General features: G+C 43.8%; 19 protein-coding genes, 2 tRNA genes and 1 rRNA gene. All 22 read left to right on the top strand.

Annotation, left to right across the window (positions count from 1 at the left end):
- Positions 1-74 precede the first annotated feature (74 nt).
- Positions 75-151: transfer RNA gene (locus Q3W56_RS17620), tRNA-Met, on the top strand.
- Between the two features lie 9 nt (positions 152-160).
- Positions 161-232 (top strand) — tRNA-Glu (locus Q3W56_RS17615).
- Between the two features lie 200 nt (positions 233-432).
- On the top strand, positions 433-2,916 hold the full coding sequence (gene spoIIE / locus Q3W56_RS17610; RefSeq protein WP_302896328.1) for a stage II sporulation protein E: 2,484 nt from the start codon (positions 433-435) through the stop codon (positions 2,914-2,916).
- An 84-nt stretch (positions 2,917-3,000) separates the two neighbouring features.
- Positions 3,001-3,738 carry a vWA domain-containing protein gene (locus Q3W56_RS17605; RefSeq protein WP_019713022.1) on the top strand — a complete coding sequence of 246 codons (738 nt, stop codon included), beginning with the start codon at positions 3,001-3,003 and terminating at the stop codon, positions 3,736-3,738.
- Positions 3,704-4,720 (top strand): serine/threonine protein kinase PrkT, encoded by a 1,017-nt coding sequence (gene prkT / locus Q3W56_RS17600; protein ID WP_302896327.1) that lies wholly within the window; start codon positions 3,704-3,706, stop codon positions 4,718-4,720. Before Q3W56_RS17605 ends, prkT begins: the two co-directional genes overlap by 35 nt.
- A 103-nt stretch (positions 4,721-4,823) precedes the next feature.
- A complete protein-coding gene (gene tilS, locus Q3W56_RS17595; protein ID WP_019713024.1) occupies positions 4,824-6,242 on the top strand; it encodes a tRNA lysidine(34) synthetase TilS in 1,419 nt (472 codons plus the stop codon).
- Positions 6,239-6,781, top strand: coding sequence for a hypoxanthine phosphoribosyltransferase (gene hpt / locus Q3W56_RS17590; protein ID WP_019713025.1), 543 nt, complete (start codon positions 6,239-6,241; stop codon positions 6,779-6,781). Before tilS ends, hpt begins: the two co-directional genes overlap by 4 nt.
- 97 nt (positions 6,782-6,878) lie before the next feature.
- A complete protein-coding gene (ftsH, locus tag Q3W56_RS17585) occupies positions 6,879-8,792 on the top strand; it encodes an ATP-dependent zinc metalloprotease FtsH (RefSeq protein ID WP_019713026.1) in 1,914 nt (637 codons plus the stop codon).
- Between the two features lie 192 nt (positions 8,793-8,984).
- Positions 8,985-9,761 (top strand): type III pantothenate kinase, encoded by a 777-nt coding sequence (locus Q3W56_RS17580; protein ID WP_019713027.1) that lies wholly within the window; start codon positions 8,985-8,987, stop codon positions 9,759-9,761.
- An 11-nt stretch (positions 9,762-9,772) separates the two neighbouring features.
- Positions 9,773-10,648, top strand: a complete 876-nt coding sequence (gene hslO, locus Q3W56_RS17575; RefSeq protein ID WP_019713028.1) for a redox-regulated molecular chaperone HslO — start codon at positions 9,773-9,775, stop codon at positions 10,646-10,648.
- Positions 10,649-10,696: 48 nt separating this feature from the next.
- Positions 10,697-11,590, top strand: a complete 894-nt coding sequence (locus tag Q3W56_RS17570; RefSeq protein ID WP_302896326.1) for a peptidyl-prolyl cis-trans isomerase — start codon at positions 10,697-10,699, stop codon at positions 11,588-11,590.
- A 75-nt stretch (positions 11,591-11,665) separates the two neighbouring features.
- The gene (gene cysK, locus Q3W56_RS17565) at positions 11,666-12,592 is read left to right on the top strand and encodes a cysteine synthase A (protein ID WP_019713030.1); all 927 of its coding nucleotides are present in this window, start codon (positions 11,666-11,668) and stop codon (positions 12,590-12,592) included.
- 160 nt (positions 12,593-12,752) lie between these two features.
- The gene (locus tag Q3W56_RS17560; protein ID WP_019713031.1) at positions 12,753-14,162 is read left to right on the top strand and encodes an anthranilate synthase component I family protein; all 1,410 of its coding nucleotides are present in this window, start codon (positions 12,753-12,755) and stop codon (positions 14,160-14,162) included.
- A gap of 13 nt (positions 14,163-14,175) precedes the next feature.
- A complete protein-coding gene (pabA, locus tag Q3W56_RS17555) occupies positions 14,176-14,760 on the top strand; it encodes an aminodeoxychorismate/anthranilate synthase component II (RefSeq protein WP_302896325.1) in 585 nt (194 codons plus the stop codon).
- Positions 14,760-15,650 (top strand): aminodeoxychorismate lyase, encoded by an 891-nt coding sequence (gene pabC / locus Q3W56_RS17550; RefSeq protein WP_302896346.1) that lies wholly within the window; start codon positions 14,760-14,762, stop codon positions 15,648-15,650. The genes pabA and pabC overlap by 1 nt, the downstream gene beginning before the upstream one ends.
- Positions 15,632-16,489, top strand: a complete 858-nt coding sequence (gene folP, locus Q3W56_RS17545; RefSeq protein ID WP_302896324.1) for a dihydropteroate synthase — start codon at positions 15,632-15,634, stop codon at positions 16,487-16,489. The genes pabC and folP overlap by 19 nt, the downstream gene beginning before the upstream one ends.
- Positions 16,482-16,844: a dihydroneopterin aldolase gene (folB, locus tag Q3W56_RS17540; protein ID WP_166854513.1), complete on the top strand. Its 363-nt coding sequence runs from the start codon at positions 16,482-16,484 to the stop codon at positions 16,842-16,844. Before folP ends, folB begins: the two co-directional genes overlap by 8 nt.
- Positions 16,841-17,344 carry a 2-amino-4-hydroxy-6-hydroxymethyldihydropteridine diphosphokinase gene (gene folK / locus Q3W56_RS17535; protein WP_302896323.1) on the top strand — a complete coding sequence of 168 codons (504 nt, stop codon included), beginning with the start codon at positions 16,841-16,843 and terminating at the stop codon, positions 17,342-17,344. Before folB ends, folK begins: the two co-directional genes overlap by 4 nt.
- Positions 17,296-17,514 (top strand): helix-turn-helix domain-containing protein, encoded by a 219-nt coding sequence (locus Q3W56_RS17530; protein ID WP_003218406.1) that lies wholly within the window; start codon positions 17,296-17,298, stop codon positions 17,512-17,514. The genes folK and Q3W56_RS17530 overlap by 49 nt, the downstream gene beginning before the upstream one ends.
- A 13-nt stretch (positions 17,515-17,527) precedes the next feature.
- The gene (gene dusB / locus Q3W56_RS17525) at positions 17,528-18,529 is read left to right on the top strand and encodes a tRNA dihydrouridine synthase DusB (RefSeq protein WP_302896322.1); all 1,002 of its coding nucleotides are present in this window, start codon (positions 17,528-17,530) and stop codon (positions 18,527-18,529) included.
- Between the two features lie 91 nt (positions 18,530-18,620).
- Complete coding sequence (lysS, locus tag Q3W56_RS17520) at positions 18,621-20,120, top strand: lysine--tRNA ligase (protein WP_019713039.1); 1,500 nt, start codon at positions 18,621-18,623, stop codon at positions 20,118-20,120.
- Positions 20,121-20,497: 377 nt separating this feature from the next.
- Positions 20,498-20,589: ribosomal RNA gene (locus Q3W56_RS17515) — 16S ribosomal RNA — on the top strand; the annotation flags it as partial.

Genomic DNA, 20,589 nt, shown 5'->3' with positions numbered 1-20,589 from the left:
CATTAAAGTTTCTGTTGACGAAAAGGACAAACCTTTGTATTATATAACTTGTGCTTAGAAGCACCAAACATTATGGCGGTGTAGCTCAGCTGGCTAGAGCGTACGGTTCATACCCGTGAGGTCGGGGGTTCGATCCCCTCCGCCGCTACCATATTTGTTTGGCCCGTTGGTCAAGCGGTTAAGACACCGCCCTTTCACGGCGGTAACACGGGTTCGAATCCCGTACGGGTCATCCTAAAAAAATCGGTTTCTCTTGCAGAAGCCGATTTTTTTCATTTTTAGACAACATTCCAGAAATTCTTTTGATAAACGAATATCAAGGCAGAAACCGTCGAAGATTTCTTTGGTATTGTTACCTTCTTTTGACAAAATCCTATCTGTGCTTTCGCTATAATGACAGGCAACGAATATAACAGGTGGGAGATGAGAGGAATGGAAAAAGCAGAAAGAAGAGTGAACGGGCCAATGATGGGACAAGCCTTGGAGAAACTCCAATCTTTTTTTAACAGGGGCACGAAGCTGGTGACCCATCATTTGCATTCACTGTTTTTCTATAAAGGATTCATTTATGTCGTCATCGGATTTTTGCTTGGACGGGCTTTCATATTATCCGAGGTGCTTCCTTTCGCACTTCCTTTCTTTGGAGCGATGCTTCTTATCAGAAGAGACAAGGCGCTTTATGCGGTGCTGGCTGTGCTTGCAGGTGCGCTGACCATTTCTCCGAAGCACTCATTGCTCATACTAGCAGCATTGCTGGCATTCTTCGTATTTTCTAAAGTAGCCTCCTTCATCACCGATGATCGCGTGAAAGCACTCCCGATCGTCGTGTTTTTCTCCATGACTGCAGCAAGAGCCGGTTTCGTTTACGCTCAAAATGGCGCATTTACAACCTATGATTATGTGATGGCTGTCGTTGAAGCTGGACTATCCTTTATTTTGACGCTGATCTTCCTTCAGAGCCTTCCGGTTTTCACTGTAAAAAAAGTAAAACAATCATTAAAAATAGAAGAAATCATTTGCTTTATGATACTCATTGCTTCCGTCTTGACGGGGCTTGCCGGCTTGTCCTACCAAGGGATGCAGGCAGAACATATACTGGCTCGTTATGTCGTATTGAGTTTTTCCTTTATTGGCGGAGCTAGCATTGGCTGTACGGTTGGTGTCGTGACCGGTCTGATTCTTGGCTTGGCGAATATCGGAAACCTCTATCAAATGAGTCTGCTTGCTTTCTCCGGTTTATTAGGCGGTTTGCTGAAGGAAGGAAAAAAGGCAGGCGCAGCAATCGGGCTGATCGTTGGATCACTTCTTATTTCTTTATATGGTGAAGGCTCTGCTGGTCTGATGACAACGCTCTATGAGTCATTAATTGCAGTCGGCCTGTTTTTGCTTACACCTCAATCGATTACAAAGAAAGTGGCGAGATATATTCCGGGAACTGTGGAGCATCTTCAAGAGCAGCAGCAATATGCCAGGAAAATCAGAGATGTCACTGCTCAAAAGGTAGACCAATTCTCCAATGTATTCCACGCGCTGTCCGAAAGCTTTGCAACCTTTTACCAAGCATCTGACGAACAGACAGATGACAGCGAAGTTGATTTGTTTTTAAGCAAGATCACGGAGCATTCCTGTCAAACGTGCTACAAGAAAAACAGGTGCTGGGTACAGAACTTTGATAAAACATATGACTTAATGAAACAAGTTATGCTTGAAACAGAAGAAAAAGAATATGCGTCAAACCGAAGGCTGAAAAAAGAGTTTCATCAGTATTGCTCTAAATCAAAGCAGGTTGAAGAGCTGATTGAGGATGAACTCGCTTATCATCATGCCCATTTGACGCTTAAGAAAAAAGTGCAGGACAGCAGGCGCCTTGTAGCTGAACAGCTTTTAGGTGTTTCTGAGGTCATGGCAGACTTTTCTCGGGAAATAAAAAGAGAGCGGGAACAGCACTTTCTGCAGGAAGAGCAAATCATAGAGGCGCTTCAGCATTTTGGAATCGAAATTCAGCATGTGGAGATCTATAGTCTTGAACAAGGGAATATCGATATCGAAATGACCATTCCTTTCAGCGGACATGGAGAAAGTGAAAAAATCATTGCTCCTATGCTTTCTGACATTCTGGAAGAACAAATACTTGTGAAAGCCGAACAGCACTCTCCGCATCCGAATGGATACAGTCATGTCGCCTTTGGATCAACAAAGTCATTCAGGGTGTCTACAGGAGCGGCTCACGCTGCGAAGGGCGGCGGTCTTGTCTCCGGCGACAGCTACAGCATGATGGAGCTAGGAGCCAGAAAATATGCGGCGGCAATCAGTGACGGAATGGGCAATGGCGCAAGGGCGCACTTCGAAAGCAATGAAACGATCAAGCTACTTGAGAAAATCCTTGAATCCGGCATTGATGAAAAAATAGCAATTAAAACGATCAACAGCATCCTGTCCTTGAGGACCACTGACGAGATATACTCCACGCTTGACCTTTCTATTATCGATCTTCAAGATGCCAGCTGTAAATTCTTGAAGGTCGGATCGACGCCTAGCTTTATCAAACGGGGCGACCAGGTAATGAAAGTGCAAGCGAGCAATCTGCCAATCGGTATTATTAATGAATTCGATGTGGAGGTTGTGAGTGAGCAGTTGAAAGCGGGTGATCTCTTGATTATGATGAGTGACGGCATATTTGAGGGCCCTAAGCATGTAGAAAATCACGATTTATGGATGAAACGCAAAATGAAAGGGTTAAAAACAAATGACCCGCAGGAGATTGCCGATTTGCTCATGGAGGAAGTCATCCGCACGAGATCCGGCCAAATTGAGGACGATATGACAGTTGTTGTCGTCCGGATTGACCACAATACACCGAAGTGGGCATCCATCCCTGTTCCGGCCATCTTTCAAAACAAACAAGAAATTTCATAACGCTTCCGTATAAATCAAATTTCTTCTGGCGAAGATGGGAATATATGAATCTGAGAATCCTCGTATTCTCCAGGAGGAATGAATGTGAATAACGGACATTTAAATCAAATTTTGCTGATAACGGATGGCTGCTCGAATCATGGGGAAGACCCTCTTGCAATGGCTGCTTTTGCTAAAGAGCAGGGGATTACGGTAAATGTCATAGGTATAATGGAAGAAAATCAAATTGACCCTGAGGCAATGAAGGAAGTCGAAGGGATTGCGCTTGCCGGAGGCGGCGTACATCAGGTCGTTTATGCATCTCAGCTTTCACAAACCGTTCAAATGGTAACAAAAAAAGCAATGACGCAAACCTTACAAGGTGTAGTCAATCAAGAGCTGAAACAAATTCTCGGAAAGAATGTGGAAATGGAGGAGCTTTCTCCCGAAAAACGCGGCGAAGTCATGGAAGTGGTAGACGAGCTTGGAGAAACGGTGCATCTTCAGGTTTTGGTTCTTGTTGATACAAGCGCAAGTATGACGCCTAAGCTTCCTACAGTAAAAGAGGCGCTGATTGATTTGTCTGTCAGCCTCAATTCCCGAATCGGGAATAACGAATTTGCGATGTGTATATTTCCCGGGAAAAAACAAGAGGCCGAGCTTGTGCTGAACTGGACACCAAAGCTGCAATCTCTCTCCACACTCTTTGCAAAGCTTTCGACAGGCGGCATTACGCCGACAGGTCCGGCGATACGGGAAGCGACGCAGCAATTTGAAAAAATCCGCTCAAGAAGGAGCATGCTGGCAGATGATGAACGACGCTTTGACGAGTTTGGCATGTAACCTTAAGCCGGGTACAACAATCAAAGGCAAGTGGAACGGAAACACTTATACATTGCGTAAACAGCTTGGAAAAGGGGCCAATGGAATTGTGTATTTGGCAGAAGCATCAGATGGACATGTTGCCTTAAAGGTGAGCGATGACAGCTTGTCTATTACTTCTGAAGTGAATGTCTTAAAATCTTTCTCAAAGGCCCAGTCCGTTATGATGGGGCCTTCTTTTTTTGATACGGATGATACCTATATCCCCAGTGCCAATATGAGAGTTTCGTTTTATGCAATGGAATACATAAAAGGCCCGCTGCTATTGAATTATGTCAGTGATAAAGGAGCGGAATGGATACCGGTATTGATGATTCAATTGTTATCCAGCTTATCGGTGCTTCACCAGCAAGGATGGATATTCGGCGATCTTAAACCTGATAATCTGATCGTAACCGGTCCGCCCGCAAGAATCCGCTGCATTGATGTAGGCGGCACAACAAAGGAAGGCCGGGCGATAAAAGAGTATACCGAGTTTTACGACAGAGGGTATTGGGGGTATGGAACAAGAAAAGCAGAACCATCCTACGATTTGTTTGCAGTTGCCATGATTATGATCAACAGTGTGCATAAAAAAGAATTCAAGAAAACAAACCAGCCCAAGGAACAGCTTAGGTCTCTAATCGAAGGGCACCCTCTGCTGAAAAAGTATAAAAAAGTGCTTTTTTCAGCATTAAACGGTGATTATCAAACCGCAGATGAAATGAAGAAGGATATGCTCGATGCGGGGCAAAAAGCAGTACAGAGAAAACAAGCTGTAAAAGCGTCGCCGCAGCCTGCCCCAAGTCAAGGACAGCAAAAACCGCGCCAAGGAAGAGTAACGAAGACGCGATATACTCCTAAACAGAAGCCGGTTAAGTCGGGGGGATTATTTGAAACAACGCTTATCGTGATCAGCGTTTTGGCGCTTTACTTCGCCTATATTATCTTTTTCTTAATCTGAATGGCACAAACTGCAAAGCCTATGCTTCTTCTTTGCTTGGAAGGATTGAAAGTGATAGGATATGAATATCTTTAAAAAACCTGCTCATTGTGAGGAGGACAGTGTGAAAAGTGTCAAAGATTTTTTAAACAAACACAATCTTACGTTAAAAGGGGCGACAATCATTGTAGGCGTTTCCGGCGGTCCGGACTCAATGGCTCTTCTTCACGTACTGCATACGTTATGCGGCCGTTCAGCAAAAATTATAGCAGCTCATGTCGACCATCGGTTCAGGGGCGCAGAATCTGAGGAAGACATGCGTTTTGTTCAAGCTTATTGTAAAGCTGAACAGCTCGCGTGCGAAACGGCTCAAATCAATGTAACCGCATATGCGCGGGAAAAAGGGCTTAATAAGCAGGCTGCGGCGCGTGATTGCCGCTACCAGTTTTTTGAGGACATCATGTTGAAGCATCAAGCGGACTATCTGGCACTTGCGCATCATGGTGATGACCAAATTGAAACGATGCTTATGAAACTGGCCCAGGGCACGCTTGGCGCTGGACTTGCGGGAATGCAACCGGCCAGACGTTTTGGGACGGGGCGGATCATCAGGCCGTTCTTAACCATTACAAAGGAAGAGATCCTTCATTACTGCCGTGAAAACAGCTTGAGCTACCGGACGGATGCAAGCAACGCCACAGATGACTACACAAGAAACAGATTCAGAAAAACAGTGCTCCCGTTCTTGAAACAGGAGTCGCCGGATGTGCATAAAAGGTTTCAGAAAGTGAGTGAGGCACTGACGGAAGATGAGCAATTCCTACAGTCATTAACGAAAGATGAAATGAATAAAGTAATCACAAGCCAGTCTAATACATCAGTTGAAATCAATTCCTCTCAATTGCTTGCCCTCCCGATGCCTTTACAAAGAAGAGGAGTTCAACTAATATTAAACTATCTTTATGAAAACGTTCCATCATCCTTTTCAGCTCATCACATTCAGCAGTTTCTTGATTGGGTGGAAAAGAGCGGTCCTTCAGGAGTATTAGACTTTCCGAAAGGGCTGAAGGTGGTCAAATCATATCAGACATGTTTGTTTACATTTGAACAATGGCAGTGCAAAAATGTTCCCTTTGAATACCAAATAAGCGGAGCTGCTGATGAAACGGCAGTGCTTCCAAATGGATTTCTGATAGAGGCAAAGCATTGTGCGGATTCGCCTGAAGAACATGGGAATGCTGTTTTTATTACAAGTGAAAAAAAAGTGCGATTTCCCTTAACGATTCGGACGAGAAAAGCTGGAGACCGGATCAAACTAAAAGGGATGAATGGCTCGAAAAAGGTAAAGGATATATTTATTGATAAGAAACTGCCTCTCCGAGAAAGAGACAACTGGCCGATTGTAACTGACGCAAGCGGTGAAATTATCTGGATACCGGGCTTGAAAAAATCAATTTTTGAAGATCTTGTGATTCCAAACAGCGACCGCATTGTATTACAATATAGACAGCATGAAAAGTGTAGGGGGCAAGCAAAGTCATGATGAAACATGATATCGAGAAAGTACTGATCTCAGAGGAAGAGATACAAGAGAAAGTAAAAGAGTTAGGCGCAGAATTAACGAGCGAGTATCAAGATACGTTTCCGTTGGCAATCGGTGTGTTAAAAGGGGCACTTCCTTTTATGGCGGATCTTATCAAACATATTGATACATATTTGGAAATGGATTTCATGGATGTATCAAGCTACGGAAATTCTACGGTTTCTTCTGGAGAAGTAAAAATCATTAAAGATTTGGATACATCTGTAGAGGGCCGGGACATCTTAATTATTGAAGATATTATCGACAGTGGGTTAACCTTAAGTTATCTAGTAGAGCTCTTCCGATACCGTAAAGCAAAATCAATAAAGATTGTTACCCTTTTGGATAAACCAAGCGGAAGAAAAGCGGACATCAAAGCAGACTTTGTAGGCTTCGAAGTTCCTGACGCGTTTGTAGTGGGTTACGGACTTGATTATGCTGAGCGCTATCGCAATCTGCCTTACATCGGAGTGTTAAAACCGGCAGTTTATGAAAGCTGATCGGCAGCCTGCTTCCGAGGTGGTTATTGTTTGTATTGGAATGATTTTCTATGGTACTATTGAACATAGTTGTGCTTACTGTGGGAGGAGGTAAGGAATGAATCGGGTCTTCCGTAATACCATTTTTTATTTACTTATTTTATTAGTAGTCATCGGGGTTGTGAGCTACTTCCAGACCTCAAATCCGAAAACAGAAAATATGTCGTACAGTACGTTTATCAAAAACCTGGATGACGGGAAAGTTGATAGCGTATCGGTTCAGCCTGTCAGAGGTGTTTATGAGGTAAAAGGGCAGCTGAAAAACTACGACAAAGATCAATACTTTTTGTCTCATGTTCCTGAAGGAAAGGGAGCAGACCAGATATTTAATGCTTTGAAAAAGACAGATGTGAAGGTTGAGCCCGCTCAAGAAACAAGCGGATGGGTGACATTTCTGACGACCATCATCCCGTTTGTCATTATCTTTATTCTGTTTTTCTTCCTGCTCAATCAGGCTCAAGGCGGCGGCAGCCGTGTCATGAACTTTGGTAAGAGCAAGGCGAAGTTGTATACAGAGGAAAAGAAACGCGTCAAATTTAAAGACGTTGCAGGGGCTGACGAAGAAAAGCAAGAACTCGTTGAAGTTGTTGAATTTCTGAAGGATCCCCGCAAGTTTGCTGAGCTTGGTGCGAGAATACCAAAAGGCGTGCTTTTAGTCGGGCCTCCGGGAACCGGTAAAACATTGCTGGCAAAAGCTTGTGCGGGTGAAGCCGGCGTACCTTTCTTTAGCATCAGCGGATCTGATTTCGTTGAAATGTTTGTAGGTGTCGGTGCTTCCCGTGTGCGTGACTTGTTTGAAAATGCGAAAAAGAATGCGCCTTGTTTGATCTTCATCGATGAAATTGACGCAGTCGGACGCCAGCGTGGAGCTGGTCTCGGCGGAGGACACGATGAACGTGAACAGACGCTTAACCAATTGCTTGTTGAAATGGACGGGTTCAGCGCCAATGAAGGAATCATCATCATTGCTGCGACGAACCGTGCGGACATCTTGGACCCAGCCTTACTTCGTCCGGGACGTTTTGACCGTCAAATCACAGTGGACCGCCCAGATGTCATTGGCCGTGAAGCTGTATTGAAAGTCCATGCGAGAAACAAGCCGCTGGATGAAACGGTTAACCTGAAATCAATTGCTATGAGAACGCCAGGTTTCTCAGGCGCCGACTTAGAAAATCTATTGAATGAAGCTGCACTTGTGGCGGCTCGTCAAAACAAGAAAAAAATCGATGCGCGTGATATTGACGAAGCGACGGACCGTGTAATTGCCGGACCTGCTAAGAAGAGCCGTGTCATCTCCAAGAAAGAACGCAATATCGTGGCTTATCACGAAGGCGGACACACAGTTATCGGACTCGTTTTAGATGAGGCTGATATGGTCCATAAAGTAACGATTGTTCCCCGGGGCCAGGCTGGCGGTTATGCAGTTATGCTTCCAAGAGAAGACCGTTACTTCCAGACAAAGCCGGAGCTGCTTGATAAAATTGTCGGCCTCTTGGGCGGACGTGTAGCTGAAGAAATTATTTTCGGCGAAGTCAGCACAGGAGCGCACAATGACTTCCAGCGTGCGACGAATATCGCAAGACGCATGGTTACAGAATTCGGTATGTCAGAAAAACTGGGACCGTTACAATTTGGACAGTCTCAGGGCGGTCAAGTATTCTTAGGACGTGACTTCAACAACGAACAGAACTACAGTGATCAAATCGCTTACGAAATTGATCAGGAAATTCAGCGCATCATCAAAGAATGTTATGAGCGCGCGAAACAAATTCTGACTGAAAATCGTGACAAGCTTGAATTGATTGCTCAAACGCTTCTGAAAGTAGAAACGCTTGACGCTGAACAAATCAAACATCTCGTCGATCATGGAACATTGCCTGAGCGCAATTTCTCTGATGATGAAAAGAACGATGATGTGAAAGTAAACATTCTGACAAAAACAGAAGAAAAGCAAGACGATACAAAAGAGTAGTTCGCTTTCTCTCTAAAAACTGCCGGCTGATGCTGGCAGTTTTTTTATGTAAATCAGGGGCCCGGCTGCGGCTTTTACGATCATCCAATTCTGGTATCGATTTGTTTACAAATGCGCCGCTGATCGTGTATGGTATTGTAGAATGTTTGTAAAAAGTAAAGTAGAGAAACTATTCAAGAGTGGTGATAGAGGTTGTTACTGGTTATCGATGTGGGGAACACCAATACTGTACTTGGTGTATATCATGATGGAAAATTAGAATATCACTGGCGTATAGAAACAAGCAGGCATAAAACAGAAGATGAGTTTGGGATGGTTTTACGCTCCTTATTTGAGCATTCCGGGCTTATGTTTGAACAGATAGATGGCATTATTATTTCTTCAGTAGTGCCGCCAATCATGTTTGCGTTAGAAAGAATGTGCACAAAATACTTTCATATCGAACCGCAAATTGTCGGTCCGGGTATGAAAACGGGTTTAAATATAAAATATGACAATCCGAAAGAAGTAGGAGCAGACAGGATCGTAAATGCTGTTGCTGCGATACACTTATACGGCAATCCATTAATAGTTGTTGATTTCGGAACTGCCACAACGTACTGCTATATTGATGAAAACAAACAATACATGGGCGGGGCAATTGCTCCTGGCATCACGATTTCGACAGAGGCGCTTTATTCGCGTGCGGCAAAGCTTCCGCGTATCGAAATCACCCGGCCTGACAATATTATCGGAAAAAACACTGTAAGCGCGATGCAATCTGGGATTTTATTTGGCTATGTCGGTCAAGTGGAAGGAATTGTCAAGAGAATGAAATGGCAGGCGAAACAGGAACCAAAGGTCATTGCGACAGGAGGCCTTGCGCCGCTCATTGCAAATGAATCAGATTGTATAGATATCGTTGATCCATTCCTAACCCTAAAAGGGCTGGAATTGATTTATGAACGAAACCGCGTAGGAAGTGTATAGGAGGTTTTGTAATGGATTATTTAGTAAAAGCACTTGCGTATGATGGAAAAGTTCGCGCTTATGCAGCCAGAACAACTGATATGGTAAATGAAGGGCAAAGACGCCATGGTACGTGGCCGACAGCATCCGCTGCACTGGGCCGTACAATGACAGCTTCACTTATGCTCGGCGCTATGCTGAAGGGCGATGATAAGCTGACAGTGAAAGTAGAGGGTGGAGGCCCGATCGGAGCAATTGTAGCTGATGCCAATGCAAAAGGGGAAGTCAGAGCATACGTCTCTAACCCGCAAGTTCATTTTGATTTAAATGAACAAGGCAAGCTTGATGTCAGACGTGCAGTTGGAACTAGCGGAACGTTAAGTGTTGTAAAAGATTTAGGTTTGCGCGAGTTCTTCACAGGACAAGTAGAAATTGTTTCAGGAGAATTAGGTGATGATTTCACTTACTATCTTGTGTCATCTGAACAGGTTCCTTCATCAGTGGGCGTTGGTGTGCTCGTGAATCCTGACAATACCATTCTTGCGGCAGGAGGTTTTATTATTCAGCTGATGCCGGGAACAGATGATGAAACCATCACAAAAATTGAACAGCGTCTATCTCAAGTAGAGCCAATTTCTAAGCTCATTCAAAAAGGTTTGACACCAGAAGAAATATTAGAAGAAGTCCTAGGCGAGAAACCTGAGATTTTGGAAACGATGCCTGTTAAATTCCATTGTCCTTGTTCAAAAGAACGTTTCGAAACAGCCATTTTAGGTCTAGGCAAAAAAGAAATTCAAGATATGATAGAAGAAGATGGACAAGCCGAAGCAGTATGCCATTTTTGTAATGAAAAGTACTTATTTACAAAAGAAGAGCTGGAAGGGCTTCGTGACCAAACTACCCGCTAAGCTCTTTAGCGGGTTTTTTGAATTTGAAAAAAGGGGCTGAAAACAGATTTGAAATCAAGAACAATCTGGACCATTATTTTAGGAGGGCTGTTGGTTTGCTGTATTTCTGTTGCGTATACGCTGACGAAATCCCAAGTAGGCGCATCGCCGTCCGGTGAGTCTATTGCGACCATCGGTGGCAAAAGCGTGATAAGAGAAGAATGGCTGAAAGAAATGGAAGACCGATATGGAAAGTCGACACTTGAAGATATGATCAATGTCCGAGTCGTTGAGCAGCTAGCCAAAAAGAACAACCTCAAAGTGTCTAAAAACGAAATTGATCGTGAGTTTTTGTTGATTAAAGCGGTCAACAATTCCTTTTACGAAGACGAACATACAACTGAGAAAGAGTGGAAAGATCAAATTCGTTATAATATCCTTCTTGAAGAATTGTTAACCAGGGATATTGATATCCCAAGCAAAGAACTGAAATCATTCTATGATAAAAATAAAGAACTGTATCAGTTTGATGATTCGTATCGAATTCGGCATATCGTTGTAAAAGATGAAGAAGAAGCGAGAAAAGTTCTGAAAGAACTTGAAGGCGGCTCAAGCTTTGAAGCTGTCGCGGCCGAAAGGTCTACAGACAGATATACATCACCATACGGCGGAGATTTAGGTTTTGTCACAGAAGCATCAGACAACATTCCGTCATCATATATTGAAGAAGCACAAACACTAAAAGAGGATGAATGGTCGGACGAACCAATTAAGGTCAGTAACGGTTTTGCCGTTATCCAGCTGAAAGAAAAACTGAAGGCAAGAACATTCTCATATGATGAAGTAAAGGATCAAATCAGACGTCAAATCGCAATGGATCAGCTGGGTGAAAAAGCCACAGTCAAAACGCTTTGGGAAGAAGCCGATGTATCTTGGTTTTATGGGGGAAAAAGTACTAAGTGATTGACAAAAAATTTTGAAATTGATAGATTATATACATAATACCAATACAAATAGTCGGAAATTGAGGTGTCGTGAATGGTACGTGTAGCAAACTCCATTACTGAATTAATTGGGAATACGCCAATCGTTAAATTAAATCGCCTTGCAGATGAAAACAGTGCGGATGTATATCTAAAGCTTGAATACATGAACCCTGGAAGCAGTGTAAAAGACCGTATCGGTTTAGCCATGATTGAAGCCGCTGAAAAAGAAGGAAAATTAAAAGCCGGTGATACAATCATTGAACCGACAAGCGGAAATACTGGAATCGGGCTTGCGATGGTTGCTGCTGCTAAAGGGTTAAAAGCTATTTTGGTTATGCCTGATACAATGAGCATGGAGCGCCGCAACCTTCTTCGCGCATACGGTGCTGAGCTAGTGCTGACTCCTGGTGCGGAAGGCATGAAAGGCGCCATTAAGAAAGCTGAAGAGCTTGCCGAGAAGCACGGATACTTTGTGCCGCAGCAGTTTAATAACCCTTCAAACCCAGAAATTCACCGCCAAACAACGGGTAAAGAAATCGTTGAGCAATTCGGTGATGATCAGCTTGATGCATTTGTAGCCGGAATCGGTACAGGCGGAACGATTACTGGAGCGGGTGAAGTTCTGAAGGAAGCATACCCTTCCATCAAAATTTACGCTGTTGAACCGTCAGATTCTCCAGTGCTATCAGGAGGAAAACCAGGCCCCCATAAAATTCAGGGAATCGGAGCTGGATTTGTACCGGACATCTTAAATACTGAAGTATATGATGAAATCTTCCCTGTGAAGAATGAAGATGCATTCGAATATGCGCGTAGAGCTGCACGTGAAGAAGGAATTCTCGGAGGCATCTCATCAGGCGCGGCAATTTATGCGGCTCTTCAAGTAGCGAAAAAACTCGGAAAAGGCAAAAAAGTATTGGCCATCATTCCAAGTAACGGCGAACGTTATCTGAGCACGCCGCTGTATCAATTCGATTAAAAACCAAACTCTCGGTCCGCCGGGAGTTTTTTTATGTCTATGCATCATATATGCCATGTCTGCGACGAATGTTATTCTTGGAAGAGAAATTCACTTTTTTCACTAACAAGATTGCTTTACAATAAAAACAAGCAAAAAAGAAAATAGAGGAATGATATAAATGGCACAACGCAGACCGGCAGGCAAAAAAGTACCTTTTCATAAAGTCTCATTCTTACAACAATTTGAGAAACTTGCGCAATCCAGAAAACAGCATGTACTTCTTGAAAGTGCAAGAGGCGGCAGATACAGTATAGCCGGTCTTGATCCAATTGCGACTGTAAAAGGAAAAGACGGAATTACAACAATTAAGCATGGGGATGAGATGCTGTTTAAAGAAGGCGATCCATTACGTGCCTTCCACAGCTGGTTTAAAACGCTGGAAACAGAAACAGATCACGAGCTCCCGGATTTTCAAGGTGGGGCAATCGGGTTTCTCAGCTATGATTACGCACGTTACATTGAAAATTTTAAAATGCTCTCATTAGATGATCTGGAAACACCCGATATTTATTTTCTTGTTTTTGATGATATAGCAGTTTATGACCATCAAGAAGAGTCTCTGTGGCTGATTACTCATGTTCATGACACTGATAACGATTCTGCTGATGTGAAGCTATCCGAGTTGGAGCGCATGTGGCTGACTGAGCTTCCTGCTGTCCCTCGAGAGATGAAGCATGAAACAGACGGTTCCTTCGCGGCGCCATTTACCGAGGATGGATTCTCACAAGCTGTAGAGAAAATCAAACAATACATTGCCAGCGGAGATGTGTTTCAAGTCAATCTATCAATTAGGCAGTCACAGTCGCTGTCAGTTCACCCTTTTCAAATTTACAAGACCCTGAGGGAAGTAAATCCTTCGCCGTATATGGCCTATTTAGAAACACCTGATTTCCAAATCATTTGCGGATCGCCTGAACTGCTTGTTAGCAAAAAGGGCAAGCTATTAGAGACGAGACCGATTGCGGGCACCCGTTCCAGAGGGAAAACGGACGAAGAAGACGAAGCACTCGCAAACGAATTAATCCACAATGAAAAAGAACGCGCTGAACATGTCATGCTGGTTGATCTTGAGCGAAATGATTTAGGAAGAGTATCACGGTACGGGTCTGTGCGTGTGAACGAATTCATGGAGATTGAAAAATACTCGCATGTGATGCATATTGTGTCTAACGTCCAAGGTGAACTGCAGGATGGGTATGATGCCGTAGATATTATCCATGCTGTATTTCCCGGAGGAACCATTACAGGTGCTCCCAAAGTCAGAACGATGGAAATTATAGAAGAACTTGAGCCGACACGCCGCGGGCTTTATACTGGATCTATAGGATGGTTTGGATACAATCAAGATCTGCAGTTTAATATCGTCATTCGTACCATCTATGCAACCGGAGGGCAGGCATTTATGCAGTCCGGCGCAGGAGTTGTGATTGATTCCGTTCCAAAGCACGAGTACAGGGAATCATTCAAAAAAGCTTTTGCGATGCAAAAGGCGTTAGAGCTGAGCAAAGAAGAGACAAAAATTAGATGAGGTGAGCGGAGAAATGATTTTAATGATTGATAACTACGATTCATTCACGTATAACTTGGTTCAGTATTTGGGTGAGCTTGGGGAAGAACTGATTGTGAAACGCAATGACGACATCACGATCGAAGAAATCGAAGAGATGTCCCCGGATTTTTTGATGATTTCACCTGGACCGTGCAGTCCTGATGAGGCAGGGATCAGCCTTGAAGCAATTAAACATTTCGCAGGAAAAGTCCCCATTTTTGGTGTATGCCTCGGACATCAGTCCATCGCACAAGTGTTTGGCGGCGACGTGATTAGGGCTGAACGGCTTATGCACGGGAAAACTTCGGATATCGAGCATGACGGCAAGACAATCTTCGAAGGCTTGAAAAATCCCCTTGTCGCGACTCGTTACCACTCGCTGATCGTAAAATCTGAGACGCTGCCAAGTTGTTTTACAGTAACAGCACAAACGAAAGAAGGAGAAATCATGGCCATTCGCCACAATGACCTCCCGATTGAGGGCGTGCAATTTCACCCAGAGTCTATTATGACCTCCTTTGGGAAAGAAATGCTCAGAAATTTCATTGAGACATACCGCAAGGAAGTTATTGCGTGATGATATATGTTAACGGTCGGTATATAGAGGAGAAAGATGCAGTTCTTTCTCCTTTTGACCATGGATTTTTATATGGGATCGGTGTTTTTGAAACCTTCAGGCTCTACGAAGGCTATCCATTTTTGCTTGATTGGCATATAGAAAGGCTTAAACGCGCACTTAAGGATCTGCAAATCGAATATACTGTTTCAAAGCATGAGATTCTTGAGATGCTGGACAAGCTGCTTCGGCTGAATAAGATCAAGGATGGCAATGCCCGCGTCAGGCTGGACATATCAGCCGGAATCAGCGATAAAGGATTTGCTGCCCAAGCTTACGATAAGCCAACTGTTTTATGCTATATGAACGAACTGAAACCAGAAAGCCTTCCTTTGCAAAAAACAGGAAAGGTTTTATCGGTTCGGAGAAACACACCAGAGGGGTCGTTCCGGTTAAAATCTCATCATTATTTAAATAATATGTATGCGAAGCGGGAAATCGGTAATGATCCCCTTGTTGAAGGGATTTTCTTAACGGAGGATGGAGCTGTAGCGGAGGGCATCATATCAAATGTTTTCTGGAGAAAAGACAGCTGCATCTATACTCCATCGCTTGATACCGGTATTCTCGACGGTGTCACGAGACGTTTTGTCTTAGAAAATGCGAAGAAGATGGGACTTGAACTCAAAACGGGCCGATATGAGCTGGAAGCTCTTTTGACAGCTGACGAGGCGTGGATGACGAACTCGGTTCTTGAGATCATCCCGTTTACTAAAATAGAAGAAGTAGACTATGCGGGCCGAAGCGGAGAAGCAGCCTCTGCTCTTCAATCGCTATACAAAAAAGAAATAAAGAACATGATTCATGAAAAACATGAAAAGGGAGGAAGAGAATGGCGCAACAAACGATAGACCAAACACAAGTAATCCACACCAAGCCCAGCGCTTTATCGTATAAAGAGAAGACATTGGTGATGGGGATTTTAAACGTAACGCCTGACTCTTTCTCGGACGGCGGAAAATATGACAGCTTGGACAAGGCGCTCCTGCACGCGAGAGAGATGATCAATGACGGTGCCCATATCATTGACATCGGAGGAGAATCGACAAGGCCTGGCGCTGAATATGTCTCAGAGGATGAGGAAATGTCCAGAGTGATTCCGGTGATTGAGCGGATCACAAAAGAACTGGGCGTGGCGATTTCTATAGATACGTACAAGGCTTCTGTCGCAGATGAAGCTGTTAAAGCCGGCGCATCCATCATCAATGATATTTGGGGAGCGAAACATGATCTGAAGATGGCTTCCGTTGCAGCCGAACACAATGTTCCAATTGTTCTCATGCATAACCGCCCTGAGAGAAATTACAATGACTTATTGCCGGATATGCTGTCGGACTTAATGGAAAGTGTAAAAATCGCTGTTGAGGCCGGAGTAGAGGAGAGGAATATTATCCTTGATCCAGGTATCGGTTTTGCGAAAACCTATCATGATAATTTGGCAGTGATGAACAAACTCGAGATTTTGAGCGGGCTGGGGTATCCGGTTCTTCTGGCTACCTCCCGAAAAAGATTTATCGGGCGAGTTCTGGATCTTCCGCCTGAGGAGCGGGCTGAGGGCACAGGGGCGACCGTGTGTCTCGGCATTCAAAAAGGCTGTGACATTGTCAGGGTCCATGACGTGAAACAAATTGCCAGAATGGCGAAAATGATGGATGCGATGTTGAATAAGGGAGGGGTTCACTATGGATAAAGTCTTTGTAGAAGGAATGGAGTTTTACGGATACCACGGTGTGTTTAAAGAAGAAAACAAGCTGGGGCAGCGCTTTAAAGTTGATTTAACCGCTGAGCTGGATTTAAGCAAAGCCGGACAAACAGATGACCTTGAGCACACGATTAACTATGCTGAGCTCTATCATGTATGTAAAGATATCGTAGAAGGCGAGCCCGTGAAATTGGTGGAAACGCTGGCGGAACGTATTGCCGACACTGTACTCAAGAAATTTCAGCCGGTGCAGCAATGTACTGTGAAAGTGATTAAGCCAGATCCGCCAATTCCCGGACACTATAAATCAGTAGCAATTGAAATCACGAGAAAAAAGTCATGAACAACATAGCTTATATCGCACTTGGATCCAACATTGGAGATAGAGAAACATATTTAAGGCAAGCTGTGGCATTGCTGCATCAGCATGATGGGGTGACAGTTACGAAAGTGTCGTCCATTTACGAGACTGCCCCAGTCGGGTACGAAGATCAAGATGAATTTTTGAATATGGCTGTGGAAATCAAGACGTCGCTGAACCCTTTTGAACTCCTTGAGCTGACGCAGCATATAGAAAATGAATTAGGAAGAACAAGGGAAGTAAGATGGGGACCGCGGACGGCAGACCTTGACATTTTGCTGTTTAATCGTGAAAATATTGAAACAGAGCAACTAATTGTTCCGCATCCGAGAATGTATGAGCGTTTGTTTGTCCTTGCGCCGCTTGCGGAGATTTGCCCGCAGGTTGAAAAAGGGGCAACAAGCGCGGAAACAGACCAAGAAGGTGTAAGAGTATGGAAGCAGAAATCTGGGGTAGACGAATTCGTGCATTCAGAAAGCTGAAAGGTTATACTCAAGAAGGATTTGCAAAAGCGTTAGGTATATCAGTTTCTATTCTCGGCGAAATTGAACGCGGAAACCGATTGCCGTCAGCTGCCATCATTCAAGGTGCAGCAGATGTTTTAAATATAAGCGCGGACGAATTGGCGCCGCCAGAAAAAGATAACGAATGAAGGGAGGTCAAAAATGTTTAAAATCGGTGATATTCAACTGAAAAACAGGGTTGTTCTTGCTCCTATGGCTGGCGTCTGCAACTCAGCATTCAGATTGACTGTAAAGGAATTCGGAGCTGGATTGGTATGTGCTGAAATGGTCAGTGACAAAGCGATCCTTTACAACAATGCAAGAACCATGGGTATGCTTTACATTGATGAACGTGAAAAACCGCTCAGCCTTCAAATCTTTGGAGGGAAAAAGGAAACCCTTGTGGAAGCGGCGAAGTTTGTAGATCAAAACACAACTGCGGATATTATTGATATAAATATGGGATGTCCTGTACCAAAGATTACAAAGTGTGATGCGGGCGCCAAATGGCTTCTCGATCCTGATAAGATTTACGAAATGGTTTCTGCAGTAGTGGATTACGTTGAAAAACCAGTCACAGTGAAAATGAGAATGGGCTGGGATGAAGACCACATTTTTGCAGTGGAAAATGCAAAGGCTGTAGAGCGTGCGGGCGGAAAAGCAGTTGCGCTTCACGGCCGTACAAGAGTGCAGATGTACGAAGGAACGGCAAACTGGGACATCATCAAAGAAGTAAAACAATCAGTTTCGATTCCGGTTATCGGAAACGGCGATGTTAAGACGCCACAGGATGCTAAGCGTATGCTCGATGAAACAGGAGTAGACGGTGTGATGATCGGACGCGCTGCATTGGGCAATCCGTGGATGATTTACCGTACTGTTCAGTACCTTGAAACAGGTGAATTAAAAGAAGAGCCGCAAGTACGTGAAAAAATGGCGGTATGCAAACTGCATCTTGACCGCCTGATTAACTTAAAAGGTGAAAACGTAGCGGTAAGAGAAATGAGAAAGCACGCTGCATGGTATCTGAAAGGCGTAAGAGGCAATGCGAATGTTCGTAATGAAATCAATCATTGCGAGACAAGAGAAGAGTTTGTGCAGCTTTTAGATGCATTTACTGTTGAAGTTGAGGCAAAAGAGCTTCAAAACGCAAAAGTAGGATAATACTCACCTCTATTTGCTGCTCACTGCCAGTTTTGCGCTGGCAGTTTTTCTGCTTTTTTCATGAAACAATATCTGTAATGGAGTGATAACAATGAGTCAAGAAGAGCATAACCATGAAGAATTAAACGACCAGCTGCAAGTCAGACGCGATAAAATGAACCAGTTGAGAGATAACGGCATCGATCCGTTCGGCGCACGGTTTGAAAGAACTCATCAGTCTCAGGAAGTTATTTCAGCATATCAAGATCTAACCAAAGAAGAGTTAGAAGAAAAAGCGATTGAAGTCACAATTGCAGGCCGTATGATGACAAAACGCGGCAAAGGAAAAGCCGGATTTGCACATCTTCAGGACTTAGAAGGCCAAATCCAAATCTACGTAAGAAAAGACAGTGTCGGTGACGCCCAATATGAAATCTTCAAGTCTTCTGACCTCGGTGATCTTATCGGTGTAACCGGTAAAGTCTTCAAAACAAATGTAGGCGAATTGTCTGTTAAAGCAACTTCTTTTGAATTGCTGACAAAAGCGCTTCGTCCGCTTCCTGACAAATACCATGGTTTGAAAGATGTTGAGCAGCGCTACCGCCAGCGCTACCTGGATCTTATCGTAAATCCAGACAGCAAACATACGTTCATCGCACGAAGCAAGATCATTCAAGCTATGAGAAGATACCTTGATGATCACGGATACTTAGAAGTAGAAACACCGACAATGCACAGCATTCCTGGAGGAGCTTCTGCACGTCCGTTTATCACTCACCACAATGCGTTAGATATTCCACTTTACATGCGTATTGCAATCGAATTGCACCTAAAACGCCTAATTGTCGGCGGATTAGAAAAAGTATATGAAATTGGCCGTGTGTTCCGTAATGAAGGTGTCTCTACACGCCATAATCCTGAATTCACGATGATTGAGTTATATGAAGCGTATGCGGACTATAAAGATATCATGAGCTTAACTGAAAACCTTGTCGCTCATATCGCTCAAGAAGTGCTTGGAACAACTACGATCCAATACGGCGAAGAACAAATCGACCTTAAACCTGAGTGGAAAAGAATCCATATGGTTGACGCGGTCAAAGAAGCGACTGGCGTTGATTTCTGGGAAGAGGTTACTGTTGAGCAGGCTCGTGAATATGCAAAAGAACATGGCGTAGAAATTAAAGATTCCATGACAGTAGGCCATATCATCAACGAATTCTTCGAACAAAAAATTGAAGAAACTCTTATTCAGCCAACGTTTATTTACGGACATCCTGTAGAAATCTCTCCTCTAGCTAAGAAAAACCCAGAGGACCCGCGCTTTACAGATCGTTTTGAACTGTTTATCGTAGGCCGTGAACATGCAAACGCGTTTACAGAGCTAAATGATCCAATTGATCAAAGAGAACGCTTTGAAGCGCAATTAAAAGAGCGTGAAGCTGGTAACGATGAAGCTCATCTAATGGATGAAGACTTTGTTGAAGCTTTGGAGTACGGTATGCCGCCAACAGGAGGTTTAGGCATCGGTATCGACCGTCTTGTTATGCTGCTGACCAATGCTCCTTCTATTCGCGATGTATTGTTATTCCCACAGATGAGACAACGCTAATAAAGAAGAGCGGCATCCTTTCTCTATGAAGGGATGCCGCTCTTTTTAAATTCCTAAGTATTTCTTCAAAAAAACTATTGCACTATTATTTGCAAGGTGGTATATTATTATTCGTTGCCGCTAAACAAGGCGATAACGAAAAAAGAACTTCAAAAAAAGTTATTGACTTCACTGAGTCAACGAGTTATAATAATAAAGTCGCTTGAACGAAGTGGATAAAATGATCTTTGAAAACTAAACAAGACAAAACGTACCTGTTAATTCATTTTTTATAAAAATCGCACAGCGATGTGCGTAGTCAGTCAAACTAAGGCCTGCATGACGCAGGTCACACAGGTGTCGCCGCAGGATGCGGTGAACTTAACCTGTGATCCATTTTATCGGAGAGTTTGATCCTGGCTCAGGACGAACGCTGGCGGCGTGCCTAATACATGCAAGTCGAGCGGACAGATGGGAGCTTGCTCCCTGA

Origin of the sequence: Bacillus sp. C28GYM-DRY-1 (assembly GCF_030519405.1) — a bacterium.
GTDB classification, from domain to species: Bacteria; Bacillota; Bacilli; order Bacillales; family Bacillaceae; genus Bacillus; species Bacillus spizizenii_A.
Note: the sequence above shows the minus strand (reverse complement) of the source record. Positions and strands in the feature narration are given on the sequence as shown.

What these genes read in the sequence shown, in the direction of transcription:
- lysS (WP_019713039.1), top strand. Translation starts at nt 18,621, where the DNA reads ATGAGTCAAGAAGAGCATAACCATGAAGAATTAAACGACCAGCTGCAA.
- spoIIE (WP_302896328.1), top strand. Translation starts at nt 433, where the DNA reads ATGGAAAAAGCAGAAAGAAGAGTGAACGGGCCAATGATGGGACAAGCC.
- Q3W56_RS17530 (WP_003218406.1), top strand. Translation starts at nt 17,296, where the DNA reads ATGGAAGCAGAAATCTGGGGTAGACGAATTCGTGCATTCAGAAAGCTG.
- folP (WP_302896324.1), top strand. Translation starts at nt 15,632, where the DNA reads ATGGCGCAACAAACGATAGACCAAACACAAGTAATCCACACCAAGCCC.
- Q3W56_RS17560 (WP_019713031.1), top strand. Translation starts at nt 12,753, where the DNA reads ATGGCACAACGCAGACCGGCAGGCAAAAAAGTACCTTTTCATAAAGTC.
- dusB (WP_302896322.1), top strand. Translation starts at nt 17,528, where the DNA reads ATGTTTAAAATCGGTGATATTCAACTGAAAAACAGGGTTGTTCTTGCT.
- cysK (WP_019713030.1), top strand. Translation starts at nt 11,666, where the DNA reads ATGGTACGTGTAGCAAACTCCATTACTGAATTAATTGGGAATACGCCA.
- folB (WP_166854513.1), top strand. Translation starts at nt 16,482, where the DNA reads ATGGATAAAGTCTTTGTAGAAGGAATGGAGTTTTACGGATACCACGGT.
- hslO (WP_019713028.1), top strand. Translation starts at nt 9,773, where the DNA reads ATGGATTATTTAGTAAAAGCACTTGCGTATGATGGAAAAGTTCGCGCT.
- folK (WP_302896323.1), top strand. Translation starts at nt 16,841, where the DNA reads ATGAACAACATAGCTTATATCGCACTTGGATCCAACATTGGAGATAGA.
- ftsH (WP_019713026.1), top strand. Translation starts at nt 6,879, where the DNA reads ATGAATCGGGTCTTCCGTAATACCATTTTTTATTTACTTATTTTATTA.
- prkT (WP_302896327.1), top strand. Translation starts at nt 3,704, where the DNA reads ATGATGAACGACGCTTTGACGAGTTTGGCATGTAACCTTAAGCCGGGT.
- pabA (WP_302896325.1), top strand. Translation starts at nt 14,176, where the DNA reads ATGATTTTAATGATTGATAACTACGATTCATTCACGTATAACTTGGTT.
- hpt (WP_019713025.1), top strand. Translation starts at nt 6,239, where the DNA reads ATGATGAAACATGATATCGAGAAAGTACTGATCTCAGAGGAAGAGATA.
- pabC (WP_302896346.1), top strand. Translation starts at nt 14,760, where the DNA reads ATGATATATGTTAACGGTCGGTATATAGAGGAGAAAGATGCAGTTCTT.